Annotated in this window: 21 protein-coding genes and 2 pseudogenes; 7 read left to right on the plus strand and 16 right to left on the minus strand. The window is 69.1% G+C overall.

Annotated features, from left to right (window positions below):
• Positions 1–6: 6 nt before the first annotated feature.
• The 3 genes and pseudogenes from IE263_RS33800 to IE263_RS33805 all read right to left on the minus strand — a co-directional run bounded on the left by IE263_RS33800 (position 7) and on the right by IE263_RS33805 (position 2230).
• Positions 7–936: a UTP--glucose-1-phosphate uridylyltransferase gene (locus IE263_RS33800; protein ID WP_189941749.1), complete on the minus strand. Its 930-nt coding sequence runs from the start codon at positions 934–936 to the stop codon at positions 7–9.
• Positions 937–1068: 132 nt separating this feature from the next.
• A pseudogene (locus IE263_RS48935) lies at positions 1069–1236 on the minus strand (cupin domain-containing protein); the annotation flags it as partial.
• A 19-nt stretch (positions 1237–1255) separates the two neighbouring features.
• The gene (locus tag IE263_RS33805) at positions 1256–2230 is read right to left on the minus strand and encodes a helix-turn-helix transcriptional regulator (protein WP_189941751.1); all 975 of its coding nucleotides are present in this window, start codon (positions 2228–2230) and stop codon (positions 1256–1258) included.
• Between the two features lie 136 nt (positions 2231–2366).
• On the opposite strand from IE263_RS33805, the gene IE263_RS33810 reads away from it, so the two are divergent.
• Positions 2367–2762 (plus strand): RidA family protein, encoded by a 396-nt coding sequence (locus tag IE263_RS33810; protein WP_189941902.1) that lies wholly within the window; start codon positions 2367–2369, stop codon positions 2760–2762.
• Positions 2763–2992: 230 nt separating this feature from the next.
• Here IE263_RS33810 and IE263_RS33815 read toward each other — a convergent pair whose 3' ends face one another.
• A complete protein-coding gene (locus IE263_RS33815) occupies positions 2993–3604 on the minus strand; it encodes a hypothetical protein (protein ID WP_189941753.1) in 612 nt (203 codons plus the stop codon).
• Between the two features lie 212 nt (positions 3605–3816).
• Here IE263_RS33815 and IE263_RS48940 point away from each other — a divergent pair, with 212 nt between their 5' ends.
• From IE263_RS48940 to IE263_RS33825, 3 genes are read left to right on the plus strand one after another with little or no spacing between them, the layout of a single operon-like run.
• Positions 3817–4335, plus strand: a complete 519-nt coding sequence (locus IE263_RS48940) for an ATP-binding cassette domain-containing protein (RefSeq protein WP_308430781.1) — start codon at positions 3817–3819, stop codon at positions 4333–4335.
• Positions 4323–4715, plus strand: a complete 393-nt coding sequence (locus tag IE263_RS48945) for an ATP-binding cassette domain-containing protein (RefSeq protein ID WP_229911316.1) — start codon at positions 4323–4325, stop codon at positions 4713–4715. The genes IE263_RS48940 and IE263_RS48945 overlap by 13 nt, the downstream gene beginning before the upstream one ends.
• Positions 4712–5710 (plus strand): ABC-2 membrane transporter-related protein, encoded by a 999-nt coding sequence (locus IE263_RS33825; RefSeq protein ID WP_189941755.1) that lies wholly within the window; start codon positions 4712–4714, stop codon positions 5708–5710. The genes IE263_RS48945 and IE263_RS33825 overlap by 4 nt, the downstream gene beginning before the upstream one ends.
• Positions 5711–5961: 251 nt before the next feature.
• Here IE263_RS33825 and IE263_RS33830 read toward each other — a convergent pair whose 3' ends face one another.
• From IE263_RS33830 to IE263_RS33840, 3 genes are all read right to left on the minus strand, one after another.
• On the minus strand, positions 5962–6396 hold the full coding sequence (locus tag IE263_RS33830; protein WP_189941757.1) for a VOC family protein: 435 nt from the start codon (positions 6394–6396) through the stop codon (positions 5962–5964).
• Between the two features lie 188 nt (positions 6397–6584).
• A complete protein-coding gene (locus IE263_RS33835) occupies positions 6585–7781 on the minus strand; it encodes a hypothetical protein (protein WP_189941759.1) in 1197 nt (398 codons plus the stop codon).
• A 109-nt stretch (positions 7782–7890) separates the two neighbouring features.
• Positions 7891–8418, minus strand: a complete 528-nt coding sequence (locus tag IE263_RS33840; protein ID WP_189941761.1) for a SigE family RNA polymerase sigma factor — start codon at positions 8416–8418, stop codon at positions 7891–7893.
• Positions 8419–8685: 267 nt separating this feature from the next.
• Here IE263_RS33840 and IE263_RS33845 point away from each other — a divergent pair, with 267 nt between their 5' ends.
• On the plus strand, positions 8686–12084 hold the full coding sequence (locus tag IE263_RS33845; RefSeq protein WP_229911317.1) for a S8 family peptidase: 3399 nt from the start codon (positions 8686–8688) through the stop codon (positions 12082–12084).
• Positions 12085–12300: 216 nt separating this feature from the next.
• On the opposite strand, the gene IE263_RS33850 is transcribed toward IE263_RS33845, so the two are convergent.
• The 4 genes from IE263_RS33850 to IE263_RS33865 all read right to left on the minus strand — a co-directional run bounded on the left by IE263_RS33850 (position 12301) and on the right by IE263_RS33865 (position 14464).
• Positions 12301–12642 (minus strand): VOC family protein, encoded by a 342-nt coding sequence (locus IE263_RS33850; protein ID WP_189941763.1) that lies wholly within the window; start codon positions 12640–12642, stop codon positions 12301–12303.
• Positions 12643–12758: 116 nt separating this feature from the next.
• On the minus strand, positions 12759–13121 hold the full coding sequence (locus IE263_RS33855) for a hypothetical protein (RefSeq protein WP_189941765.1): 363 nt from the start codon (positions 13119–13121) through the stop codon (positions 12759–12761).
• 62 nt (positions 13122–13183) lie between these two features.
• On the minus strand, positions 13184–13684 hold the full coding sequence (locus IE263_RS33860) for a GNAT family N-acetyltransferase (RefSeq protein WP_189941766.1): 501 nt from the start codon (positions 13682–13684) through the stop codon (positions 13184–13186).
• A gap of 162 nt (positions 13685–13846) precedes the next feature.
• Complete coding sequence (locus IE263_RS33865; protein WP_189941768.1) at positions 13847–14464, minus strand: LysE family translocator; 618 nt, start codon at positions 14462–14464, stop codon at positions 13847–13849.
• A 549-nt stretch (positions 14465–15013) separates the two neighbouring features.
• On the opposite strand from IE263_RS33865, the gene helR reads away from it, so the two are divergent.
• Positions 15014–17161, plus strand: a complete 2148-nt coding sequence (helR, locus tag IE263_RS33870) for an RNA polymerase recycling motor ATPase HelR (protein WP_189941770.1) — start codon at positions 15014–15016, stop codon at positions 17159–17161.
• Positions 17162–17640: 479 nt separating this feature from the next.
• Positions 17641–18126, plus strand: a complete 486-nt coding sequence (locus IE263_RS33880; RefSeq protein WP_189941772.1) for a glycosyltransferase family protein — start codon at positions 17641–17643, stop codon at positions 18124–18126.
• A 64-nt stretch (positions 18127–18190) separates the two neighbouring features.
• On the opposite strand, the gene IE263_RS33885 is transcribed toward IE263_RS33880, so the two are convergent.
• The 5 genes and pseudogenes from IE263_RS33885 to IE263_RS33905 all read right to left on the minus strand — a co-directional run bounded on the left by IE263_RS33885 (position 18191) and on the right by IE263_RS33905 (position 22618).
• Positions 18191–19324 carry a winged helix DNA-binding domain-containing protein gene (locus IE263_RS33885; RefSeq protein ID WP_189941774.1) on the minus strand — a complete coding sequence of 378 codons (1134 nt, stop codon included), beginning with the start codon at positions 19322–19324 and terminating at the stop codon, positions 18191–18193.
• A gap of 140 nt (positions 19325–19464) precedes the next feature.
• Positions 19465–20103, minus strand: a complete 639-nt coding sequence (locus tag IE263_RS33890; RefSeq protein ID WP_189941776.1) for a DUF6518 family protein — start codon at positions 20101–20103, stop codon at positions 19465–19467.
• Between the two features lie 338 nt (positions 20104–20441).
• A pseudogene (locus IE263_RS33895) lies at positions 20442–20789 on the minus strand (YciI family protein); the annotation flags it as partial.
• 56 nt (positions 20790–20845) lie between these two features.
• Positions 20846–21559 (minus strand): CAP domain-containing protein, encoded by a 714-nt coding sequence (locus IE263_RS33900; RefSeq protein WP_189941778.1) that lies wholly within the window; start codon positions 21557–21559, stop codon positions 20846–20848.
• A 567-nt stretch (positions 21560–22126) separates the two neighbouring features.
• A complete protein-coding gene (locus IE263_RS33905) occupies positions 22127–22618 on the minus strand; it encodes a flavin reductase family protein (protein WP_189941780.1) in 492 nt (163 codons plus the stop codon).
• Between the last annotated feature and the right edge of the window lie 54 nt (positions 22619–22672).

A 22672-nucleotide genomic window follows, 5' to 3' on the forward strand; every position in this document is an offset into this window, starting at 1 on the left:
GGCAGGTCATGTGTTGGTTTCCGCCTGAGGGGCAGCAGCGCGGTCGGCATCGAGTCCGGCGACCAGTCCGCGCAGGACGGGGCCGTACTCCGGGTGGGCGAGGGCGAACGCCATCTGGGCGACCAGGTAGTCGGCCGGGTTGCCGGTGTCGTACCAGCGGCCCTTGATGACCTGCCCGTACACCGCGCGCGTGGCGGCGTAGGCGTTGATGGCGTCGGTCAGATAGACCTCGCCGGTCCTGTGCTCGTACCAGCGGCGGGTCTGCTCGCGCAGTTCATCGATGATGCCGGGAGTGATGACGTAGCCGCCGATCGCCGCGTACGACGACGGGGCGGCAGCGGGCTCAGGCTTTTCGACCAGCCCGGTGATCCGCAGCTGGCCGTCTCCGAGGTCTTCCTTGACGATGGGCACGCCATAGCGCTGGGAGTCGGCGGGGTCCATCGGCATGAGGGCCAGCACCGGGCAGCCCGTCTGCTCATACGCGCGGATCAGCTGCTGGGCGCGGGGGACCTCGGCCACGAAGACGTCGTCGGGCCACAGCACCAGCACCGGCTCGTCTCCGAAGGTGCGGGCAGCGTTCAGCACCGGGGTGCCGTTGCCGTACGGGCCGTACTGGTCGAGGTAGGTGATGTGGCCCTGGCGGGCCAGCTCTGCGATCTCCTCCACCGCGTCCGCGTAGGCCGTCTTGCCGTCTTCGCGGAGTTGTTCGACGAGGGCGGGGTTGGGGCGGAAGTGGTCCTGAATGAGGCTCTTTCCGCCGGAGACCACGATGGTGATGTCCGTGATGCCGGACTCCACCAACTCACGGACGGTGTGCTCGATGACCGGCTTGTCGCCGACCGGGAGCATCTCCTTCGGGGTCGCCTTCGTCAGGGGCAACAGACGGGAGCCGAGTCCGGCGGCGGGGATCACGGCCCTGCGAATCGTCGGGGACATCAGTCTCTCTCAGTCGAGCGGCACACCGCACCGGTCGGTACAGCACACATGGACGCTACCAACGCCCGCAGCGGCCCCTGCCGATCGCCCGTCCGGGAGCTTCGAAGACAGGCACCCAAGCCAAGCGGCGGGTCAGGACACAGGACGCGGAGCACGCAGGTGGGCTCGCCGGGCCAGTTCCTCCTCGTCGACCAGCGTGAGCATCGGCTCGCCCGGCGCGCACAGCATGGTCACGACGAACCGGCAGGGCACGTCCGTCAGGGCGTTGCCGTCCTGGTAGTGGAGGACGTCGCCGCCCGGTCATTGGGGAGCGCCAGTCTCAGGAGGGGTCTCCGTAGCGGGTGGCAATCGCGGCGGCGCGGTTGCGTAGGGAGGTGCGCAACGTCTGCGGGGCCAGGGCTTCCGCGTCCGTGCTGAGCTGCCACAGCGCCCATTCGGCGTGTCGTGAATCTTGGAAGGTCACCTCCAGCCGCAGCCAGCCGTCTGCGTCGGGTTCTTCTGCGCGGACGGCCAGCGCGGTGTCCAGCAGGTCCTCCCGCCGCTCCGGGTTCACCCGTACCAGCACGGTGATGTGGTCGCCGCCGGAGAGAAACTGCGCGGAGCGTTCCCGCCAGATCCGGTCCAGGTCGACCCGGTTCGGTCGCTGTGCCGTTTCGGGGAGTTCCTCGGCGGCCAACACCCGCGACAGCCGGTAGGTGCGGTCCGCGCCAGATCTCGTGGCCAGCAAGTAGGCCCGGTCGCGCACGGTGACCAGGCCGATCGGGTCCACCGTGCGCCACTGTGGTGTCTGGCCCGTGGCCGCGTAGTGGATGCGCAGCTTGTGTCCGGCGAGCACCGCGCGCCGCACCTCGATCATTGTGGTGTCGGGTACCTCCTCAGCGACCAGCCGACGTGAGAGCAGGTCGGTCTCCGGGTCGACGAGAAACCGCTGGGCCGCGTCACTCGCCGTGGCCCGGTGGCTTGCGGGCAGCGCGTCGACCACCTTCCGCATGGCCGAAGCGAGCGCCGAGCCGAGGCCGAACACCTGCTCACCGCGCGCCGATCCGGCGGTCAGCAAGGCAAGGGCCTCGTCGTGGTTCAGACCGGTGAGCTCGGTCCGGAAACCGGGCGACAACGCGAAACCGCCGTGCCGGCCGCGTTCGGCGTAGACCGGGACGCCGGCCGCGGACAGCGCCTCGATGTCGCGCAGCACGGTGCGGGTGGATACCTCCAGCTCCCGGGCCAGCGTGTCCGCAGTCAGCCGACCGCGCTGACGCAGCAGCAGCACCAGCGAGACCAACCGGTCGGCGCGCATACGAGAACTTTATCGGAATACGTGACTAAGGGTGTCGTGATTTGTTGCGAGGCTCGTTGACACGACGTCGAAGCCGGCGGCTACCGAGCCGATGGCCGTACGTCCTCCCAATGAATCGAATGGAGCTGATGTGGCAATGGAACGAACGGCGGTCAACCCGGTGACGTGGTCGGTGGAGATGGGATTCAACCAGGGTGAGGTCGTCTCCGGGCATACCAGGACCCTGTACATCTCGGGGCAGACCGCGATGAGCGGCGACGGCAAGCCCCAGCATGACGGTGACATGGCGGCGCAGTTGGCGCTGAGCATCGACAACCTGGAGGCCGTGCTCGGCGAGGCCGGCATGTCTCTCGCAAACCTCGTCCGGCTCAACGTCTACACGACCGACGTCGATCTGCTTTTCCGGCACTACGGCGTGCTGGCGGCGCGGTTGGGCGCTGCCGCGGTGGCGCCGACCACCACGATGCTCGGGGTGACGCGCCTGGCGATCCCCGGCCAGATGGTCGAGCTCGAGGGGACCGCCGTCGCGTGACGCGACCTCGCAGTGGAACAGCGCGAACACCGTGCTCCACTACGGCAAGGACGGCGCCCGTACGGCACCTTCCGCCTGAACATGGACAAGCGCCTCGACCTGGGGGTGGTCGCCAACGTGCCCCACCGCGGGAGCCGGCGGACGCTGCCGGCCGATCGCGCACGGTGACACGAGGAAAGATGTCCTGAGGCAGACGCGTTATGGGTCGCCCGGGTCAGCCGCAGGGTCTTCTATGCGTCGGTCCAGCGGATCGGGTGACCGGATTGATCGGCGGTGAGCCAGGATCCGTCTCCGAGGGGCTGAATGTCGTAGGGGTTCTCCGCGTGCGCGTCGAACTCAGCTTGGACCTGGCCGGAGCTCACATCGACGCGGTAATGGCGGAACCACTCCTGCTCGTCCTCGGTTTCGCCGGCGAGGGTGACGATGACGGTGTCCTGGTTCAGGTAGCCGCCGCTCCATTCCACGTAGGTCTCGTCCGGGTCGTGTCCGAAGGCGTCGACGGAGAGGCTGAACGTCACCTCGCCGTCCGGGTAGGTATGGATGGCGACATCGGCCTGCTCGTGGTCGACGGTCATGAACTGGCGTCCGTCGGGCGCCAGGTCGATGAGGCACCGGTCGTTCCAGGGATAGCGGATGAGATCCATCCGGCCCTCGGCCACCGACGCGCGGTAGATGACCGAGCCGTCCTGCCCTTCTCCCACATCGAGGAACACCTGACCGCCCGCCTGGTGCAACAGTTGCTGACCACCATGCCCGACGGTGTCCAGATCCGCCTGCGCGATGACCGCTCCGGTCCCGGCGTTCAGGGCGACCCACTGGTCGGGGCGGTCACGGCCGGCCATGGCATCGGGCCTGTAGACCCAGACCACTAGTCCGTCCGACGACAGCACGCAGCTGGGCCGGTGCCCGAATCGCTGGTCTGACTGCGGCTCGAACTCCGACAGAAGGACCTGCGGCGGTGGCTGGCCAAGGCCCGCCTGGCCGGCCTCGACGAGGAGTCCATCGAGGCCCTGTTCATGACCACCTTTCGGACCACCGCTGGAGAGGACGTAGCGTGAGCGCCGTCTTACGAGCCCAAGCCCTGGGCAAGAGATACAAGCAGCGCTGGGCGCTGCAGAACTGCGACCTGGACGTGCCCGCCGGGCGGGTCGTCGGACTGGTCGGGCCCAACGGGGCGGGCAAATCCACCCTGTTGAACCTGGCCTCCGGGATGCTGAAGCCGACCGCGGGCACCATCGAGGTGTGCGGCGGCCGTCCCGCCGGCGGCCCCGCGCAGCTGGCCAAGGTCGGCTTCGTCGCCCAGGACACCCTGACCTACGCCGCCTTGAGCATCACCGATCACCTGCGGCTGGGTGCCGCCCTCAACCCCGGCTGGGACGACGTCCTGGCCCGGGACCGGATCCGGCGGCTTGGCCTGGACCTCAAACAGAAGGCCGGGAGGCTGTCCGGCGGCCAGCGCGCGCAGCTCGCCCCCTCACCCTGGGCCTCGCCAAGCGGCCCGAGCTGCTCATCCTGGCCGAGCCGGTCGCCGCCCTCGACCCCCTCGCCCGGCGAGAGTTCATGCAGGACCTGATGGAGGCTGTCGCCGAGCACGAGCTGAGCGTCGTGCTCTCCTCCCACCTGGTCTCCGACGTGGAGCGGGCCTGCGACTACGTCATCGTCCTGGTCGACTCCCGGGTGCTGGTGGCCGGCGACATCGACGACCTGGTCGCGTGCCACCACCGGCTCACCGGTCCGCGCCGGGACCCGGACACGCTCCCGGCCGGTCAGCACGTCATCACCGCCAGCCACACCGATCGGCAGACCACCCTCCTGGTGCGCACCGACACCGCGGTCCACGATCCGTCCTGGACCGTCAGCCCGCTCGGTCTGGAAGACATTGTCCTGGCCTACATGACCCGGCCCGCCGATGCGGTACGTGACACTCGACCCGCACTGGAGGTACTCCGATGATCTGGCTGACCTGGCGCCAGTTCCGCACCCAGGCGGCCGTGATGTTTGCCGCGGTGGCCGCCCTCGCGGTCACCGGCCCGCAGCTGGCCGACCTCTACCGAGCTGCCGGCAGCAGCCTGGTGGACCGGCTCTCCAGTTCGGACCAGACCGTCTACTACGCCGGACTGGTGGTGGTGCTTGCCGTGCCGGCGGTCATCGGGATGTTCTCGGGCGCGCCGTTGATCTCCCGTGAACTGGAGACCGGCACCCACTACCTTGCGTGGAACCAGGGCGTCACCCGCACACGCTGGCTGGCGACCAAGCTGGCCCTTGGTGCGGCGGCCGCCATGACCGCTGCCGGACTGGCCGCACTCGCAGTGAGCTGGTGGAGCAGCCCCATCGACCGGGCTGTCAACGGCGGTGGCGCGACGGACACGTACTTCCCGCGGCTCGACCCCGTGGCCTTCGCCGCACGGGGTGTCGTCCCCATCGCCCATGCCGCCTTCGCCTTCGTCCTGGGCGTCGCCCTCGGCCTCGTCATCCGCCGTACCCTGCCCGCGATGGCAACCACGCTCGCCGTCTACGCCGCTGTGCAGATCGTCGTGCCGTTGTGGATCAGGCCCCACCTGGCCGCCACGGACCGGACCACCGTGCCGATCGAGCCCGGCGGTGCCCCCATCAGCATCCAGGACGGCGCCAAGCAGATCGTCGCGCACCTCGACGAAGTGCCCGGTGCCTGGATCACCTCCCAACAGACACTGAACGCCGCCGGCCAGCCGGCCTCCCTGCCGTCGTCCTTCGCCGACTGCCTGCACACCGAGTCGGGCCCGCCCACCCTGCAGCAATTCGACCGCTGCATCGCCGACCTCGGCGCCCAGGGCTACAAGCAGCAGGTCACGTACCAGCCCGCCGGCAACTTCTGGGCCCTTCAATGGGCCGAGACCGGGCTCTACCTCGGCCTCACCCTGGCCCTGACCGGGTTCTGCGCCTGGTGGATCCGCCGCCGACTGACCTGACGAGGCAGCAGGTCCGGAGCACGACGCCGGACCGCTGAAGCAGGTGCGAGGGGCAGCCGGGGTCATCCGGCTGCCCCTCGCGGTGATCCACAGCGTCGCGTGTCATCGGACACGAGGACGCCAGTCTTGGCATGACTGGGCATCGCCCGACTTCACAACCTCGCCCTCACGGAACAACTCCCGCCCATACGGGACCACCCTGAGAGAGGCTCAAGGGAGACGGCTCCCCACCCCGCCGTCTCGGAGGATGCTCAGTCGAGACAGAACTCGTTGCCCTCGATGTCCTGCATCAGGAGGCACGACTCGTTGTCGTCATCGGCAGGCAGCAGTCGCACGCGTACGGCGCCGAGCGCGACCAGTCGTGCGCATTCGGCCTCAAGCGTGGCCAGGCGCTCTTCACCCACGAGTCCGGTGCCGACCCGCACGTCAAGATGCAGCCGATTCTTGGCGACCTTGCCTTCGGGAACGCGCTGGAAGTACAGTCGCGGGCCCACACCTGAGGGATCACTGCATGCGAACCATGAATCCCGATCGTCAGACGGCAGCGAGCGATTGAAATCGTCCCAAGTGGCAAACCCCTCCGGCGGCGGGGGTACGACGTACCCCAACACCTCGCACCAAAAACGAGCGACGCGCTCAGGTTCCGCGCAGTCGAAGGTGACTTGGAACTGCTTGATCGTTGCCATCGGTCCACCGTAACAGGGGGACTCTCTTGCTGTGGCTGTTGTGGACCTGCCACGGACCTGAGGTCGACCACGGCTCGGGACCTGGCACTACGGGCAGACCGCTGTGGCCACCGTGGCTGTCCGGAGTGGCGGCGGCTGCCCGTCCGACCGGCCGGACCGCCCCGCTCCGTTGTCGGTCGCTGTCGGCGCTATCGCGCGAGGAGCCAGGTGCGGCTGGTGGCGACGGCCTTGAGTTCTTCTTCCGTGATCAGGTGCTGGGCGCCGCTCCTCCTGGACGTGGGGCTCGGCGCGTTGTAGGCGGAGACGGAGATCCACAGCCCGTTCACCCGGAGTGCGTCGACGCGGAGCTGCACGACTCCCGGCTGCTTGCCGGTAAGCCGCCGGGTGCCCACCTTGGTGCCGTCGGCCAGGGTCTCGTTCCAGAACTCCTTGTCGCCGGCGATCCGCATGGCCTCGACGTAGGTCCGCTTCCCGGTCTTCCGGTCGATCACGACGACATGACCTTCCGCTCCGGAACCGCCCTCCGAGTGGATGTGGAGGCGCTCGGGCAAGAGTGCCTTCAGGACGGGCAGGATGTCGCCCGACTCGGCCTCGGCGCCCGGCACGACCGTCCCGAAGGAGTTGGGCTCCCCGTCGCGGGCGAACGAGCCGTCGACGAACATCGCCAGGGAGCGCAACTTGCCCGGGTTCATACGGGGATTGCGGCTCACGAGCGCTGACTCGGCCTGCTTCGCCATCGGCACGTTGTGGGTGGCGACCTCGATGAGGTAGCCGTTGGGCGAGAGCATCGTGACCGCCCATTTCTTGACCCCGCCCGCCTTGCCGGCCTCGGTGTATCCCTTCACGGCTCGGTTGTCGGGCTGGGTGGTGCACTCCTCGTACGGCGAACCCTTTTCGGGCGGGCAGGTGATCAGCTTCTTCAGGTCCTGCTCTGCCGGGTCGACGCGGCGCACCGAGAGCGTGACCCTCGCCGCGCCCCAGCCGTCCTCGAAGTCGATCGTGGCCGTCGCGGGCCGGGCCTGGTCGGAGCTGCCCGTTCCCTGCACCTTCGGGCGCGCAACGGCGATCCCGGCGCGGTTCATGCCGTTGTGCAGGATGTTCTCCATCTCCTCGGCGGTGACCGCGAAGTGCCGGTAGTCGCCTGCCAGTCGCGGCTTGGAGGCGTGGTCGCGGCCCTTGCCGGCACCGCCCTGCCCGCCCAGTTGGGCGCCGGCCGTTGCCAGGAGGGCGACGGTCAGCGCACTCCCGGCGACAACGGAGGCACGGCGGCGGGCCAGTCTGCGGCGGCCGCGGACGAGGCTGCCTTCCGCCAGGGAACGCCGGTCGGTGGTGAAGGCGCCCGCTGTGTGGCGGAGCGCCCTGCCGAGATCGTCTTCGAAGCGCATGCGGAACCACCAGTTCCTGTGTTGGTGCGGATGAGAAGCGGAGGGGCGAACGCAACGGGCTTTCGTCGGCCCGGCTGTTCGCCGCGGTGGGGAATCGAACGGCAGGAGGTCAGGCTGGGGTGCGCAGCTCGGCGAGGCTGCCCCCCAGCCGTTCGCGGAGCTTGGCGAGCGCCCGGCTCGACCGGCTGCGTACGGCGGCGGAGCTCACGTTCAGCGCATGGGCTGTCTCCTCCACACTGCGGTCCTCCCAGTACCGCAGCACAACTACCGCCCGGTCCTTGGGCGGCAGTTCCCGCAGGGCCTGGAGCAGAGCGAGCCGCAAAGCCGGGTCGTTCCCGTCGTGGAGGGCCGGGCCGTCCGGCAGTTCCGCCAGGGGACGCTCGGAGGCGGAGTACCGTCGCCGCTGGGTGAGGAACGTACGGACGAGAACGGTCTGGGCGTACGCCGCTGGGTTGTCGATCCGGGACATACGGCCCCACAGGGCATACATCCGGCTGAGCGTCTCCTGCACCAGATCCTCGGCGAGGTGAGTGTCTCCGCTGGTGAGCAGGCACGCGGAGCGGTGCAGATGCCCGGCCCGCCCAGCTGCGAACTCCATGAACTCATCCGTCCGGGACCACGTCCGGGACCTTCTCATTCCCACGCCTCGGCGCCTTTCCGTCGGCCTACACCTCACAGACGCGGTGGACCTCGGCAAATGTTGCAGACGGATTCACCAAGAGTCCGACGCAGTGTGGGCAGCCCCTCGGCGTCGCCCCGCCAAGACGGGCGTATGCGCGGCGACTTGACTCATCAGAAGCTGAGACGAACTGGTGGTGACACTTTCCGCTCCACTCACCGCGTCTGTTCAGAGTGGAGGCACATGATCCCTCGTGTGCCCGAAATGCCTCTCGCAGGAGGACAGTTGCGCAAAAGACACAACGGAGCCGGCAAGGTCGGCATGGCAGCGGCGCTCGCACTGGCCGCGGGAGCGGTCACCGTTCTGCCTGCCACCGCCGCCCCCTTGTCGCCCACACCGCCACTCGGCGGGCCTTCCACCGCCTTAGCCGCCGGATCGCCCACCGTCACGGGAACGAACACCGCCCCCGTGACCCACTGGATCACCTTGGTCACGGGCGACAGGGTGGGCGTGAGCGCGGCGGGCGAGCCCGTCCGGATCGTGCCCGGCAAGGGGCGCGAGAACATACCCGTCAGGATCGAGAGAACCAAGGGCCACACCCTGGTCATCCCGTACGACGCCCGACCGCTCATCGACACGGGCCGGGTCGACGAGCGGCTGTTCGACATCAAGGAACTCAGCGGCGCCGCGTACCGGAAGCGTCAGGCGTCGGGTATCCCGCTGATCGTCAGTTACCACGACTCGGCGGCGGGTGGCGCCGCCGCGCATGCGGCGCGAAGTCTGAAGTCCGAGGTGCGTGAGGACGGCGGAGCCAAGGTCCGCCGGTCCTTCCCCCGGCTCGACGCCGAGGCCGTCACCGTGCCCGACGCCTCGGCGGGAAACCTCTGGAAAACTCTCACCCGGCCCTCCGGACCGGCCCGCTCCGGACGGCGCACCGCTGACCCCGGGCTGCGGCAGATCTCCCTCGACGGCCTGCGCAGGGCGAGCCTCGACAGGAGCACGGCGCAGATCGGCGTGCCCGCCGCACGGCAGGCCGGCTACGACGGCCGCGATGTGCGTATCGCGGTCCTCGACACCGGAGTCGACGAGACGCACCCCGACCTGCAGGGCCGCCAGGACGCCGAGCAGAACTTCTCCCGCTCGCCCGACGCCAAGGACCGCGTGGGCCACGGCACCCATGTGGCGTCCATCGCGGCCGGTACGGGAGCGAAGTCCGCGGACACGTTCCAGGGCGTCGCGCCGGGTGCCCGCATCCTCGACGCGAAGGTGCTCGACGACGACGGGTACGGCAGGGACTCCGACGTCATCGCCGGCATGGAATGGGCGGCCGCCCAGAACGCCGACATCGTCAACCTCAGTCTGGGCGGCGTCGACCGGCCCGGCGTCGATCCGGTGGAAGAGGCCGTCAACCGGCTCTCGGCCGAGCGCGGCATCCTCTTCGTCGTCGCCGCGGGCAACAAGGGCCCGAGCGCGGGCACCGTCGAATCGCCCGGGAGTGCCGAAAAGGCGCTGGCGGTGGGAGCGGTCGACGACAAGGAGGCCGTCGCCTCGTTCTCCGGCCGCGGTCCGACCGCCGACGGCCTCGTGGTCAAGCCGGACATCACGGCACCCGGGGTGAGCATCACGGCCGCCGTGGCGCCCGACAGCCTGATCGCCCGGGAAGCCGGGGAACAGCCGCCCGGGTACGCCACGATCTCGGGAACGTCGATGGCCACCCCGCATGTGGCAGGCGCGGCGGCGCTGCTCAAGCAACAGCACCCGGGCTGGAAGAGCGCGGAGCTCAAGGCCGCGCTCGTCGCCGGTGCCCGGCCGGCCGGCACGGGTGCGCTCGCGGAGGGCAGCGGTCGTGTCGATGTCGCCGCGGCTCTCGGGCAGACGGTGGTCGGCGAGCCCACCTCGGTGGCGTTCGCCCGGCAGTCCTACCCTCACGCGGACGACGAACCCGCCATCGAGCGGATCACCTACCGCAACCTCGGCAGTGAGCCGGTCACCTTCGACCTGTCGGTGGCCGCCGTAGGACCCGACGGAAAGCCCGCACCGGCAGACATGTTCACGCTCGACGCCCAGCGGCTCACCGTTCCCGCGAACGGAACCGCCACGGTCGGCCTGACGGCCGACACCCGGCACGGCGGCGACGTCAACGGTGTGTACACCGCGGCCGTGACGGCCCGGGGCACGGACCAGACCGTCAGGACGACGGCAGCCGTCGAGCGAGAGGTCGAGACGTACGACGTGACGGTGCGGCACATCGGCGCCGACGGCGAACCGGCCACCGACTACTGGCCCTCCCTGAACCGGCTCACCGGCCTCGGCGACGCAGGCGAGGAGTACGCGAGGATCACCCCGACGGGCGTCTACACGGCGCGTCTGCCGAAGGGCGTCTACTACCTCGACGCGTTGATCACCGGCACGGACGGGATCCGGAGCCGGATCACGGCACCGCACTTCGAGGTCACGAAGGACACCACGGTCACGCTGGACGCGCGGACCGCGAAGCCGGCCGAGATCACCGGCCCCGATCCGGCCGCGGAACGGGTGTTCGCCGAGATGTTCATCGAGCTCGACACTCCTGAATTCGGCATGTCGACCGGTATGGGCGGTACCTCTTTCGCGACCATCCGCAGCGCACAGCTCGGCCCGGACTTCGCGACCGAGGGCACCCTCTACCAGGAGTTCAGCGCGCTCGACATCAACGGCACGAAGGAGTACCGCTTCGCCTACGGCGGCAAGGTGAACCGGCTGGCCACCGGCTTCGCACGTGAGGCGAAGCTGGAGGAGATGGCGAAGATCGGCACCCGCCTGGGGGCCACGGTCCCCGGAAAGCAGGGGGTGCTCGCCGCCCGACCGGTCGTCCCGGACGTCTTCGGCTCCATCAACAGCCCGGGCGTCATACGTCCGCTGCCCGTGGCGACGACGACATACGTGACGACGGCGGGTACCGACTGGTTCATCGGGCTGGCCCAGCTCGACGACACGGGGACCTATCCCGAGCTGTCGCACAGCACGGGGATACAGCGGTACGAAGCCGGAAAGTCGTACCGCCGTGATCTGGGGGTCGGCGTCTTCGGCCCCTCGCTGGGAACCAACGAGGGCGTCTCGCGCAACGGTGACGAGATCACGGGATGCCTCAGCCTCTTCAAGGACGGTGCGGGCAACTGGAGCAACGGGATCGAGGACACCGTCTCGGCCACGCTGTACCGGGACGGGGTCGAGGTCGCTTCCTCACCGGACCTCCTGGGCTGCTGGAGCGGTGTCACCGTCCCGGCGGAGCCCGGCGGCTTCCGGCTCACGGCGACGGCCACCCGCGGCGGCTCCTCCGCCGCGCCCACCGAGGTCTCGGCGGCCTGGACCTTCACCTCCGGCCACACCACCGCCGAGCAGGCGCTGCCCGTCTCCGTGGTCCGTTTCGCGCCACGCCTCGACGGTGACTCGACGGCCAAGGCCGGAGCGATCACCCGGGTGCCGGTGACCGTTCTCGGCGCCGCCGCCGGTGAGAACCTCAAGTCGCTGACCGTCGAGGTCAGTTACGACGGCACAACCTGGAAGAAGGTGAAGGTGAGCAACAGCGGGTTCCTCGTCCGCAACCCCACGGCCGGCCAGGGCATCTCGCTGCGCGCCGTCGTGGTCGACAAGCAGGGCAACACACTGACCCAGACGATCCGCAACGCCTACCGGGGCAAGTGAGCCCGTCCGGCGCCGCGGCGGCCCGGCCGACAACCGTCGGCCGGGCCGCTCCACCGTGTCGTCCGGACAGATGCGTCCGATCGACCGACCGCCCGTCCAGGAGACACGCTCTCGGGAACGCCCCCGGCGCCCGGGCGAGGGGGCGGGTCAGGGCACACGATCTCGCTGAGGTGCGCTGGTCAGGCGTGACCGTCCCGCAGGGGCGCTTGCCCGCAGTCAGAGCGGAGCACCGCCGAACCCGATCTCGTTTCCGTCCGGATCCTGGTACGTGACCTTGCGCACTCCGTTTGAGTAGGTCTCGCGATTCATGGGGTGCAGTCCCCGATCAGCGATCCCGGCAACGCGTGTGTCGAGGTCGTCGACGAAGACGGTGTGCAGGGCGTGGCCCGCGCGCCCGGGCCGATGCTCGATGTACACATACCGATGTTCCGCCAGCTCCCACACGGCCTCCGTGTCGTTCGGAACAAACGCCGGCGGGGAGCCCAGCAGCCGCTCATACCAGGCCAGCGCTGCTGCGTAGTCGTTCACTGGGATTCCTGCGAAGAGGTCGACGGCCATGACGCCATGGTAGGTCGAGCGGCGCCCTGCCTTGACGACTGCGGCCACCTGCGCCGATGGCTCCCCGAGCGAGACATCGGCGACCGCCGACTCACCGACCAGAACGACGTCCGAGATCAGGCGTCTTCGGCATCGCTCGGAAAGTTCTTCCCCCTACGCTCATACGAACGCTGCGATCTCTCCATCCACGCGTCCACGTCCGGTGCCATCGAGGGGAAGGCTTCCTTCAGCGGTCCTGCCAGTTCGGCGAGTTCGCTCCAGGAATCAGCGAGGTAGGTCTCGTTCTCCAAGCCGATCGCGACGGCCACTCGGAACGCATCGTCCGACTTCAGCCACTTCCTTCCGACCTCGGTGATGCGGGCAACATCCTCGGCGTCAATGATCCATGCCATGGAGAGGAGTTGCTCGGAGATGTACCCAGGCACCACGTTGGGAGCCCTGTGCTCAACCAGGAAGTCCATGACATCCTCGATGTTCACCGATCACAACCTGCCGCACCTCCGGCAAGAACAGCTTGAACCGCACGGAGCGGCTTCGCCGGCTACTGCGCCTCTGCGGCGAGGTCCACCCACGCCGTGACCACATCACCATCACGGACGAGATCCACACCGATGCCGGCCATCAGAGCTTTGACAGCGGTGTTGTCCGGCGTCGTGCTCACGAACAAGGTGCCGAACCCGTCGGCACGAGCTCGGTCCAAAAGGCACCCCAGCACAGCCCTACCGACGCCGACGCCGCGGTGGGAGCGTCCGATCCATACGCCGGCCTCAACTGCCCTGGCCGCTTCCTCCAACGGACACAGCCGCGCAGCCCCGGCCACCCGCTCACCCACGATGACGGCAAAGGTTGCTTCTACAGGGTCAGCGGCCAGCGACCGTGACTCGTGAAATCGTACGAAGGCGGCCTGACGCTCGGGGGTCCATCCCCCAGGGCCAGGAACCGGCGGCATCACCTCGCCGGGGTCGGCATCCTCGACCGCGACATGCAGCAGCTCCTTGAGAAGACCCTGGTCAAAGGGCTGAAGTGAGACCTCGGAGCACATAGCCGCATCCTGTCACGCGGCCATGGCCGGCTCCAGTGAGTTATGGCTCGGACAAGGCCCCGAGCCAGGGCGGATGCTGTGGTCCGTTCAGGGGTCGTCACATCTGGGCCCTGGTCACACAGCTGACATCACAGTGTTCCTACGGGGGGCGAGGCGGGCGCGTCAGCCGGCCAGGCGTTCCACGAGCAGGAAGCCACCGATGACGATCATCATGGCACCGGAGGCGCGAGTGACCGCCCGGGCCGCTGACGGCCGGGTCCTGAGCACGGTACGGGCCAGCAGCCCTACGGCGAGATAGACCACGGCACAAGCAGCCATGTGAAGCGTGCCGAGCAGCCCGGTCTGAGCCGCGACAGGCCAGCTTGCCGCAGAGTCGATGAACTGCGGGAACAGTGAGAAGTACAGCAGCAGCGCCTTGGGGTTCAGGCCGCTGGTACCGGCGCCCCTGAGCATGACCTGCAGCCGGGAGGAGGACATGGCCTGCGCGGACGCACCCACAACCGCCGGTCGCGCCACGACACCCCAGCCGAGCCACATCAGGTAGGCGGCCCCCGCGACGGTCAGCGCGGTCAGCAGGCCCGGAGAGCTCGCCACGATCACCACCAGGCCGGCCACGGCGAGCAGCGTGTAGCCGGCGTATCCGGCTATCAGCCCGGCAACCGCAGGGACGACCGACCGCTCCCGCAGCCCCGCAGCGATCGCATAGGCCCAGTCCGCGCCCGGAGTGAACACCAGCAGCAGATCCACTGCCAGAAAGGCCGCCAGCGTCGTCGTGTCCATGGATCAGTCCCTCTCGCGTTCCTTGCTCTGAGAGGGAAGGCTAGGCGTGAAATGCCCGAAAGTGTTTCTGTCTTTGCCTCATGATCGCGGTCTGTGAGGGATAATCTTCCCCGCAGAGGCCTGGATCGGAAAGTTCTTACCGCACGACAGCTGGAAGGCCGTTTGCCCGTATCGGAGCCGGCCTTGTTGAAGAGGGTGGGAACTTCTCGCACGTGGCGCGTCACTGCCTCGCAGAGAGCGAGGGATTGTCCCGTCAACAGCGGGTGAACGGAGGCAAGAAGGAGTACCCACTCCTTGCCACTCTCAACATATAGCGCACCGGGGGGCTTGCGGCAAGACCCGGGTCGTGCCGCAGAATCGCTGCTCGACGCCAGGACCTGCGGAAATTGGAGATTCACGAAGTGCGTGCGGTGTTATCAGTTCATGGGACGTTCGGTGACGTCGAGTCGGTGGCAGGTGTCGCGCTGCGGCTGCCGGCGCTCGCCCCCGAGGTGGGGGTGTGCGCGGCGTCGGAGTTCGCCGGCGCGACCTCGGATCGGAGCTGATGAGGTGAATCCCCTGACCACCAGCGCGTTCGACCTTCCCGACCGCCTCTCCCCCAAAGCCGACCCGATGCTGATCGCCGGCGACGAGCGGCACTTCGCGGCCATCGCGGAGTGCCTCGAGCAGGCGATCACCGAACTGTCCGACCGCCTCGACGCCGAGCGCAGGGCGCCTGGCGGCATCGGCCGGCAGGCGATGGACCGGGACATGGAGATCCACCGGCTGACGGGTCGTCTGCGCGCCTTGCGGCGCTTCGGTTTGGACCTGTGCCTCGGACACATGGTCAGCGCGGACGACCCTGAACCCGTGTACGTCGGACGACTTGGCCTTACGGACAGCTCAGGTCGTCGGCTGCTGATCGACTGGCGTACCCCCGCGGCTGAGCCGTTCTTCGCGGCGACCCACGCCAACCCGATGGGACTGGCGAGCCGCCGCAGGTACCGCTGGACACGCGGCCGGATCAGCGACTACTGGGACGAGGTGTTCACCGCGGACGGGCTTGACGGGCACGCCGCGCTCGACGACCAGTCCGCCTTCATCGCCAGCCTGGGCAGCAGCCGGTCGGCCCGGATGCGAGACGTGCTCGCCACCATCCAGGCCGACCAGGACGCCATCATCCGGGCGGGATCCCACGGCACTCTCGTCGTCGACGGCGGTCCGGGTACGGGCAAGACCGTTGTCGCTCTGCACCGCTCCGCCTACCTCCTCTACTCCGACCCTCGCCTTGGTCACCGTCGGGGCGGCGTGCTGTTCGTCGGTCCGCACCGGCCCTACCTGGCCTATGTCGCCGACGTGCTGCCCAGCCTCGGGGAGGAGGGCGTGCAGACCTGCACTCTGCGGGACCTCGTCGCCGAGGGAGCCGAAGCAGCGGTCGAGGCGGACCCGGACGTGGCCCTGCTGAAGTCGTCCGCGGACATGGTGAAGGCGATCGAGAAGGGCGTCCGGTTCTACGAGGAGCCGCCCACCGAGGGGATGACGGTCACCACCTCCTGGTCCGACATCTGGCTGAGCGCAGACAACTGGGCCGAGGCGTTCGAGGCGGCAGAACCCGGTACTCCGCACAACGAGGCGCGCGACCAGATCTGGGAGGAACTGGTCACGATCCTGATGGACAAGCACGACGGCGATGTCTCGCGCGACCAGTTCCGCAGGTCGCTGCTGCATGACAAGGAGCTGATCGGGACCCTCAACCGCGCCTGGCCGCTGCTCGAAGCGGCCGACCTCGTCGGAGACTTGTGGTCGGTACCCGCCTACCTGCGGATGTGCGCTCCCTGGCTCAGCCCCGAAGACGTTCGGAAGCTGCAGCGTGCGGACGCCCAGGCCTGGACGGTGTCCGACCTGCCGCTCCTGGACGCGGCACAGCAGCGGCTCGGCGACCCGGAGGCGTCGCGGCGCAAGCGTCGGCACGAGGCCGCGGTCGCCGCCGAACGCGAGCGCATGGCCGGCGTCATCGACAACGTGCTCGCAGCCGATGACGACGGCGAGGGCGCGGTGACGATGCTGCGAGGACGGGACCTGCAGGACAGCCTGATCGACGAGACCGCCCTGCCCGGCACCGAACCGGATCTGCTCGCCGGCCCGTTCGCGCACGTCGTCGTGGACGAGGCTCAGGAACTGACCGACGCGGAGTGGCAGATGCTGCTGCTCCGCTGCCCGTCCCGGAGCTTCACCATCGTCGGGGACCGCGCCCAGGCCAGGCACGGCTTCACGGAGTCGTGGCAGGAACGGCTCGAGCGGATCGGCCTCGACCGGATCGACGTGGCCTCCCTGAGCATCAACTACCGGACGCCGGAAGAAATCATGGCGGAAGCCGAGCCGGTCATCCGGGCCGAGCTCCCGGACGCCAACGTGCCGACCTCCATCCGCGGCAGCGACGTCCCCGTCGTCCACGGATCCGTCGCGGATCTGGACTCGATCCTCGACACCTGGCTCGCCGCACATGCCGACGGAATCGCCTGCGTCATCGGCGATCCCACGTTCCCGGCGACATCGCGCGTCCGGTCGCTGACCCCGGAGCTGTCCAAGGGGCTGGAGTTCGACCTGGTCGTCCTCGTCGACCCGGAGGAGTTCGGCAAGGGCATCGAAGGAGCGGTCGACCGCTATGTCGCGATGACCCGGGCGACCCAGCAACTCGTCATCCTCACGAGCTCCTGATGTCGGCCGGGTGGGGACCTGCCGGGTGATCAATGGGCGCTGCCGGCAGCCCCTCCACGACCCGTTCCGCTCTGGCGACGTCAGGAAGTCCGGGCAGTGGTGCTGAGCAGGTTGCAGGCCCCTTCTCCTTGGCCCCCGGCTCAACTCCCCCTCGTCACACACGGTTCATCCGCTGTGGCGGGTGGGGAGGCCAGGGGCCGGGAGCGGGCAGTCCCTCCGCCGCCACCGGTGCGACGTGCGACCGGTGCGACCGGTGCAACCGGTGCAACCGGTGCAACCGGTGCAACCGGTGCAACCGGTGCAACCGGTGCAACCGGTGCAACCGGTGCAACCGGTGCAACCGGTGCAACCGTGAGCGTACGTCCGGCCGGCCAGGCCGCCGAGTCGCGCACGCGTCCGGTGACCACCCTGCCCGGCGGCCCGTCGCCGACGGCCCATCGGCGCGGCACGGCATGTCGAGATCACCAACGCTGGGCGCGGTGGGCGGCATTTTCTACGGTGACCCCGGCGGTGGCCTCCTCGGCCAGCTTCAGCGCAACGAGTACCTCCGCTACAGCCGGGACATCGCCCGCCGCCTGGACCGGGTCATGGTGCTCACCGGAACGGCCTCCGCGATCAGCGTGCTTGCGCTGCGCGATGTGGCCGCCGCCCGCGGCACCGTCCTGCCGGGCACACGGGGGCAGGTCTACGACACGCTCGCCCTCACCGAGGACAACGAGCTCACGCTCGCTCTGAAGACCCTCGGCTGGAAACTGACCTACCCGTCGACCTGCCGTGTAACCAACGGAGATCATGCCCAGCTGGCGCGACCTGTGGCGGCAGCGTATGCGCTGGCAGCGCGGCGCACTGGACAACCTGCGCCACTACGGGCTCACCGGCACCACCCTGCACTACTGGGTGACACCCGGCTGACAGCAGGGCAGCGCCCCATCGCAGTCAACAACCCTGCGGCTGCCGGGAATTGAGAATCGTCAGGGTGTGCTCGCCCGCGGGTCCGGACCGAAGTCAGGTGTGCGGCTCGGGTCGGTCTCACAGTAGTCGGACGTCGGCTTCGGGAAGCTTCGCCCACCAATGGTGGTAGCGACGGTAGACCGCCGCCTCGCGGTCGCCGAGGAGTGTTGTCAGGGACTGAGCCTCCGCGGCGAGTCCGTCCCAGGCGGCGGGCGCCAGAGAGTGGAAGGCCGTGGCCTCGATGCCGCCGTCCACCGGACGCCACACACCGGCGACATGGCCGTCCACCAGCAGGGTGGGCAGTACATCGCCGTTACTGCGGATCACCAACGGACGGTAGGCCGGGGGGATCACGCGGCTGCGGTCGGCGTAGGCCAGCAGAATGCTGTCCCACATCGCCATGAGCCGGGGTGGTGCGGGGGTTTCCGCCGGCGGCCGGTGGGCGCCCGGGAGGTCGAACAGCGTACTGCCGTCCGGTCCTTGGAGCCGCTCGAGGGCGCTGCCCAGAGCGCGCAGCGCCTGGCGGACGTCTGTCCGCCGCACCATGGCGAACTGCGCCATGTCCGCCACCGAGGCGGGCCCGAACCCTGCCACATAGCGCAGGATCAGGGTCTGCAGCGCCTGCAGCCTCACTTCCCGTCCCGTGGGGACAGGCCCGGTCCCAGCTGTGATGAAGGACGGTCTGGGGCCGAATGACCAGGACGCATCCGTCGGGACGTGGTGCAGCGGCGCGTACGCCTTCATCCCCCACCACGCCCCGTCCTTCTTCTCGACGCCGAGCCGTTCTTCGATCCACGCCTGCATCTGTGCCGAGGTCCGCGGCCGGCCGGCGAAGGCCAGCAGCTCCGGCACCAGCTCGTCGGCGTCCGCGGGGGTCAGCCCAGCGGCTGCGAAGCGGGAGCCGAGCCGGGAGGCGTACAGCGTGGGCTGCATCGCCGCGCGGAAGACCCAGTAGTCCTCCGCGTGCACAGCGTGCAGGGTGATCCGCATCAGGGTCGCCTTGACCACCGAACGCCCGGTGAAGGCGGCATCCAGCTCGTCCGGAGTGAAACCGGTGAGCCGGTTCCACAGTGCGAGGTACGGCGAGGCCGGGTCCTGCGCCTGCAGCGCGACCACGCGTCGCACTCCGTCGGAAACTGTCAGCGACTCCCGCTCCAGCAGCAGTTGGCGGCTGAGGGTCGCCCGGTTGAGTTCGCGCGCGGTGATCATCACAGTGCAGGATTCTGCCCCGTCCCGCACCGGCCGGCGCCCCGGTGGATCCAAGTTCGGCGACACGAATCCGCGTCAGTCAAGTGGATCCAAGTTCGGCGACACGAATCCGCGTCAGTCAAGGTTGGACAGGTTGGACAGAGTCATACCGATCCGAGCAGGCCGTCGAGGATGCCCTCCTCGGCGAGGTAGAAGGCGAGACCGCCCACGGGAGCGAGCACGGCGCACAGCCAGTAGCGGTGCACACCGGCGCGCGCCAGATAGACGGTCAGGACAGCGGTGAGCAGCGCGCCGGCGGCCAGGAAGGCGGCCGCCTCTCCCCAGTGACGAAGCGCGAGACCCAGCCAGAGCGCCTCCCCCAGCACCACCATCGCGATGACCGCCCCGGCCACCGCCCGCACGTCCCCCCGCCCACGCCGTACGGTCCACCCGGCCCACGCCAGCAGCGGCCCTCCGGCCAGCCCCGTCACCGACCACACGGCGGCGGCTCCAAGCCCTGCGGCCCCGAATGTGTCCCCGAGTGTGGACGCCGTGTAGTAGCCACCGCAGGTGGCGAGCATCATCAGCGCCCCGCCGCAGACAGCGAGCGTTCGGGCACGGATCAGCGCACCGGCCACGGCAGTCCAGATGATCCAGGTGGACACCGAGTTGGTCGCCCGCTCCAACAGCGGTGTCGTCCCGTGCAGGCCATACGTGGCCCAGCCGAGCAGCAGCCCGAAGGCCACGGACGAGGCGAGGACGGTGACGGGGGTGTCGCGACGGGACGCGGTTGCAGTAGCCATGCCGGAGCACTATACACAGAGCGTATACGCGTGATGTATAGCGGCGGGTCGACAGTTGTTCGTCCGCGCCCCGCGCTCGGTCGAACTCGCCGCTGTGTTTGCCGGGACACCCGCCATCGGCACGCGTCCGTGACGGCAGGTCGGCGCAGACATGCGCGAGACCGGCGGTACGTCCTTTCCCCCACCGACGCCGAGAGGTTCTGGAGAAGAAGCTGGCTGTCAGCCACTTCCGAGGGTCACATGTCGCCGAGGACAGTGCCGTAGGTCCGCCCCTTGAGGAAGGCGAACTCGTCGATGCCGGGGAATGGTGGCACGGACGCCGGCCCGGTTCGCGTCCGCCGCCCGCCGAACTCCCAGTCATGGACCTCGATGTCGGCATACCGGTCCGGCGTCAGGACGGTGCCTGCCATGTCGGGTCCGCGGCTCGGAGCAGTACCGCCGTACCGAGCCAGGTGGCGCCGTCGCCGGACAGCAGCGGCCCGTGCGCGATCAGCTCGTCCCGGTCGGGCGGCACGACGTGGTCGGCGGTCGGCCTGCCGCCGTCGCCGGCGAAGGTCGGGCAAGCGAGCGATCATCTCCGCCGCATGGTGGTCCAGGTAGGACCAGTGCGCTTCCAGCAGCTCGTCGCGCAACGTGACGGAGCGGGCCGATCCGACGCGGTGAGCCGGCCGGCGACAGCGAGCCATGTCCGCCCGGGCCTTCCACGTTCCGTGAACGCGGGGGCCCGGGCCGGCTCGGGCAGTCAGCGGGCCGTGGCGAAGTCCTGCGTCCAGTAGTTGCCGGGCTGGGCGAGACCGACGCCGATCTCCTTGAAACCGCAGTTCAGGATATTGCGTTTGTGGCCGGGGCTGGACATCCAGCCCGCCATCACCTTCTCGGGGGTGGCGTATCCGTAGGCGACGTTCTCGCCATAGGTGCTCCAGCTGTATCCGGCCCGCGTGATCCGTTCGCCCGGGTTCGAACCGTCGGAGCCCGTGTGCGACATGTTCTGGTGGCTCGCCATGTCCGCGCTGTGGCCCTGGGCGGCCTTGGAGAGCGTCGCGTTCAGGGTCACCGGGGAGCAACCGGCCTTGCTGCGCTCGCTGTTGACCAGGGCCACGATGCGAGACACGGCGGAGGATGCGGGGGCCGCCGTGCCGGTGGCGCTCGGCGACGGGGCGGAGGATGCGGGGGGCTCAGCGGGCGCCGTCGAGGCCGGCGCGGTGGCCGCCGGCGAAGCGGGCGCCGAGGGCTGCGAGGTCGGCTTGGCGCCCTTCCACCGCTCGTTCTGGGACGCGTTGGCCCAGTTCTTCCACCGAGCGTGGGAGTCGTCCTTCCACCGAGCGGAGGACTCGGCGCTCTCAGCGCCCTGATCGTTCACACAGGCCATGGCGGCGGACGGTACTGCCAGCGTGCTCAGCGCGACGGCGGCGATGACTATGTGCCGACGGCGCGTCGTCCTGCGGTGCTTGCTCATGCGAACCTCGCTCGATCGTTTCGAGTGCGCCTCCGGTGGGCTCGGCTTTACACGGACGCTGTGACAGACGCTGTGCTTGACCTGCGGTGACGCCTTCTGGGGGCCGTCATTGTTGAACCCGGGTGAGCGAGCGGGCAACGAGGGCTTGCCACTATCCGGCCTAGTAGCGAACGGTTGCTCTTGAATCCGGCACAGGGTTGTGCTGACCCGGCCCACCGGAACACAAGCAGGGACTGACGCAACGTCAGGAGAGGGGCCATGTCGGGCGGTCGACGCGAAGGGAGCCAGTCGAATTCGCACGATCGGATCAAGTGCGCCGTATGTCTGCTTCCGTGCGCCACATCCCCTATGTCGCCCGAAGGCCATGTACTACCGAACGACGTTGATGCGGGAAGCCCGCGTGACGGATGTCACGGCGAACCACCGCAACCCTTTCCGCCGCAGGCACCCACAGCCGGGCCGCACTTCGCATATCGGGCTCTGCACCCCAAAGGGTATGACCTCACTCAGGGCACCGTCGCGGGCGCCGTGGAAAGCGACCGGAGGCAGGGATTGTCCCCACCCAGGTCAGTCGATCGGGTGCCCCGGGTCGATCGTGAGGGCGTCCGCAAGGCGCAGCAGCTGCCGGCCGCCGGACTTCTCCCGCCCGCCGGACTGCACCGGGTCCAGGACGAAACCGACGTGGTCGCCCCCATCGATGCGCTGCTCGATCCTGCCCACGAACCAGGCGGCCGCGTCCTTCAGGACGACAGCCCCGCCGTGCTCCTGTGTCCAGCGGATGCGCGCGAACTTGTCCACCCGGTCGCCGGTCTCGCCGCCGAACAGGGCAGCCAGCCCGTACTGCTGCGGCGCCAGCAGATGGACGGCGAGGAAGTCGGCGCAACGGGCCACCTGATAAGTCCGGTTGACCTTCGACAGCCACACCACGAACCGCACCGGCCGAATGGAGCACTGCGAAGCAAACCCCACGAGACAGCCCGCCCGCTCACCGTCCGCCACCGCCGTCACGATGCACAGATCGGGGTTCAGCCGGCCGACGAAGACGTCCATGTCCGCCATGCCCATCCTCCCTCAAAGCCCTGCGGCATCCCTCCACGTACCCGGCAAGGACCC

The organism is Streptomyces aurantiogriseus (assembly GCF_014649375.1).
Classification (GTDB): domain Bacteria; phylum Actinomycetota; class Actinomycetes; order Streptomycetales; family Streptomycetaceae; genus Streptomyces; species Streptomyces aurantiogriseus.

Coding starts and splice junctions, on each gene's coding strand:
- IE263_RS48945 (WP_229911316.1), top strand. CDS start 4,323: ATGCAGGACCTGATGGAGGCTGTCGCCGAGCACGAGCTGAGCGTCGTG.
- IE263_RS33890 (WP_189941776.1), bottom strand. CDS start 20,103: ATGGCTACTGCAACCGCGTCCCGTCGCGACACCCCCGTCACCGTCCTC.
- IE263_RS33900 (WP_189941778.1), bottom strand. CDS start 21,559: ATGAGCAAGCACCGCAGGACGACGCGCCGTCGGCACATAGTCATCGCC.
- IE263_RS33805 (WP_189941751.1), bottom strand. CDS start 2,230: ATGCGCGCCGACCGGTTGGTCTCGCTGGTGCTGCTGCTGCGTCAGCGC.
- IE263_RS33835 (WP_189941759.1), bottom strand. CDS start 7,781: ATGCGCTTCGAAGACGATCTCGGCAGGGCGCTCCGCCACACAGCGGGC.
- IE263_RS33815 (WP_189941753.1), bottom strand. CDS start 3,604: ATGGCCGGCCGTGACCGCCCCGACCAGTGGGTCGCCCTGAACGCCGGG.
- IE263_RS33850 (WP_189941763.1), bottom strand. CDS start 12,642: ATGGCCGTCGACCTCTTCGCAGGAATCCCAGTGAACGACTACGCAGCA.
- IE263_RS33840 (WP_189941761.1), bottom strand. CDS start 8,418: ATGAGAAGGTCCCGGACGTGGTCCCGGACGGATGAGTTCATGGAGTTC.
- IE263_RS33905 (WP_189941780.1), bottom strand. CDS start 22,618: ATGGCGGACATGGACGTCTTCGTCGGCCGGCTGAACCCCGATCTGTGC.
- IE263_RS33865 (WP_189941768.1), bottom strand. CDS start 14,464: ATGGACACGACGACGCTGGCGGCCTTTCTGGCAGTGGATCTGCTGCTG.
- IE263_RS33800 (WP_189941749.1), bottom strand. CDS start 936: ATGTCCCCGACGATTCGCAGGGCCGTGATCCCCGCCGCCGGACTCGGC.
- IE263_RS33825 (WP_189941755.1), top strand. CDS start 4,712: ATGATCTGGCTGACCTGGCGCCAGTTCCGCACCCAGGCGGCCGTGATG.
- IE263_RS33810 (WP_189941902.1), top strand. CDS start 2,367: ATGGAACGAACGGCGGTCAACCCGGTGACGTGGTCGGTGGAGATGGGA.
- IE263_RS33860 (WP_189941766.1), bottom strand. CDS start 13,684: ATGTGCTCCGAGGTCTCACTTCAGCCCTTTGACCAGGGTCTTCTCAAG.
- IE263_RS33830 (WP_189941757.1), bottom strand. CDS start 6,396: ATGGCAACGATCAAGCAGTTCCAAGTCACCTTCGACTGCGCGGAACCT.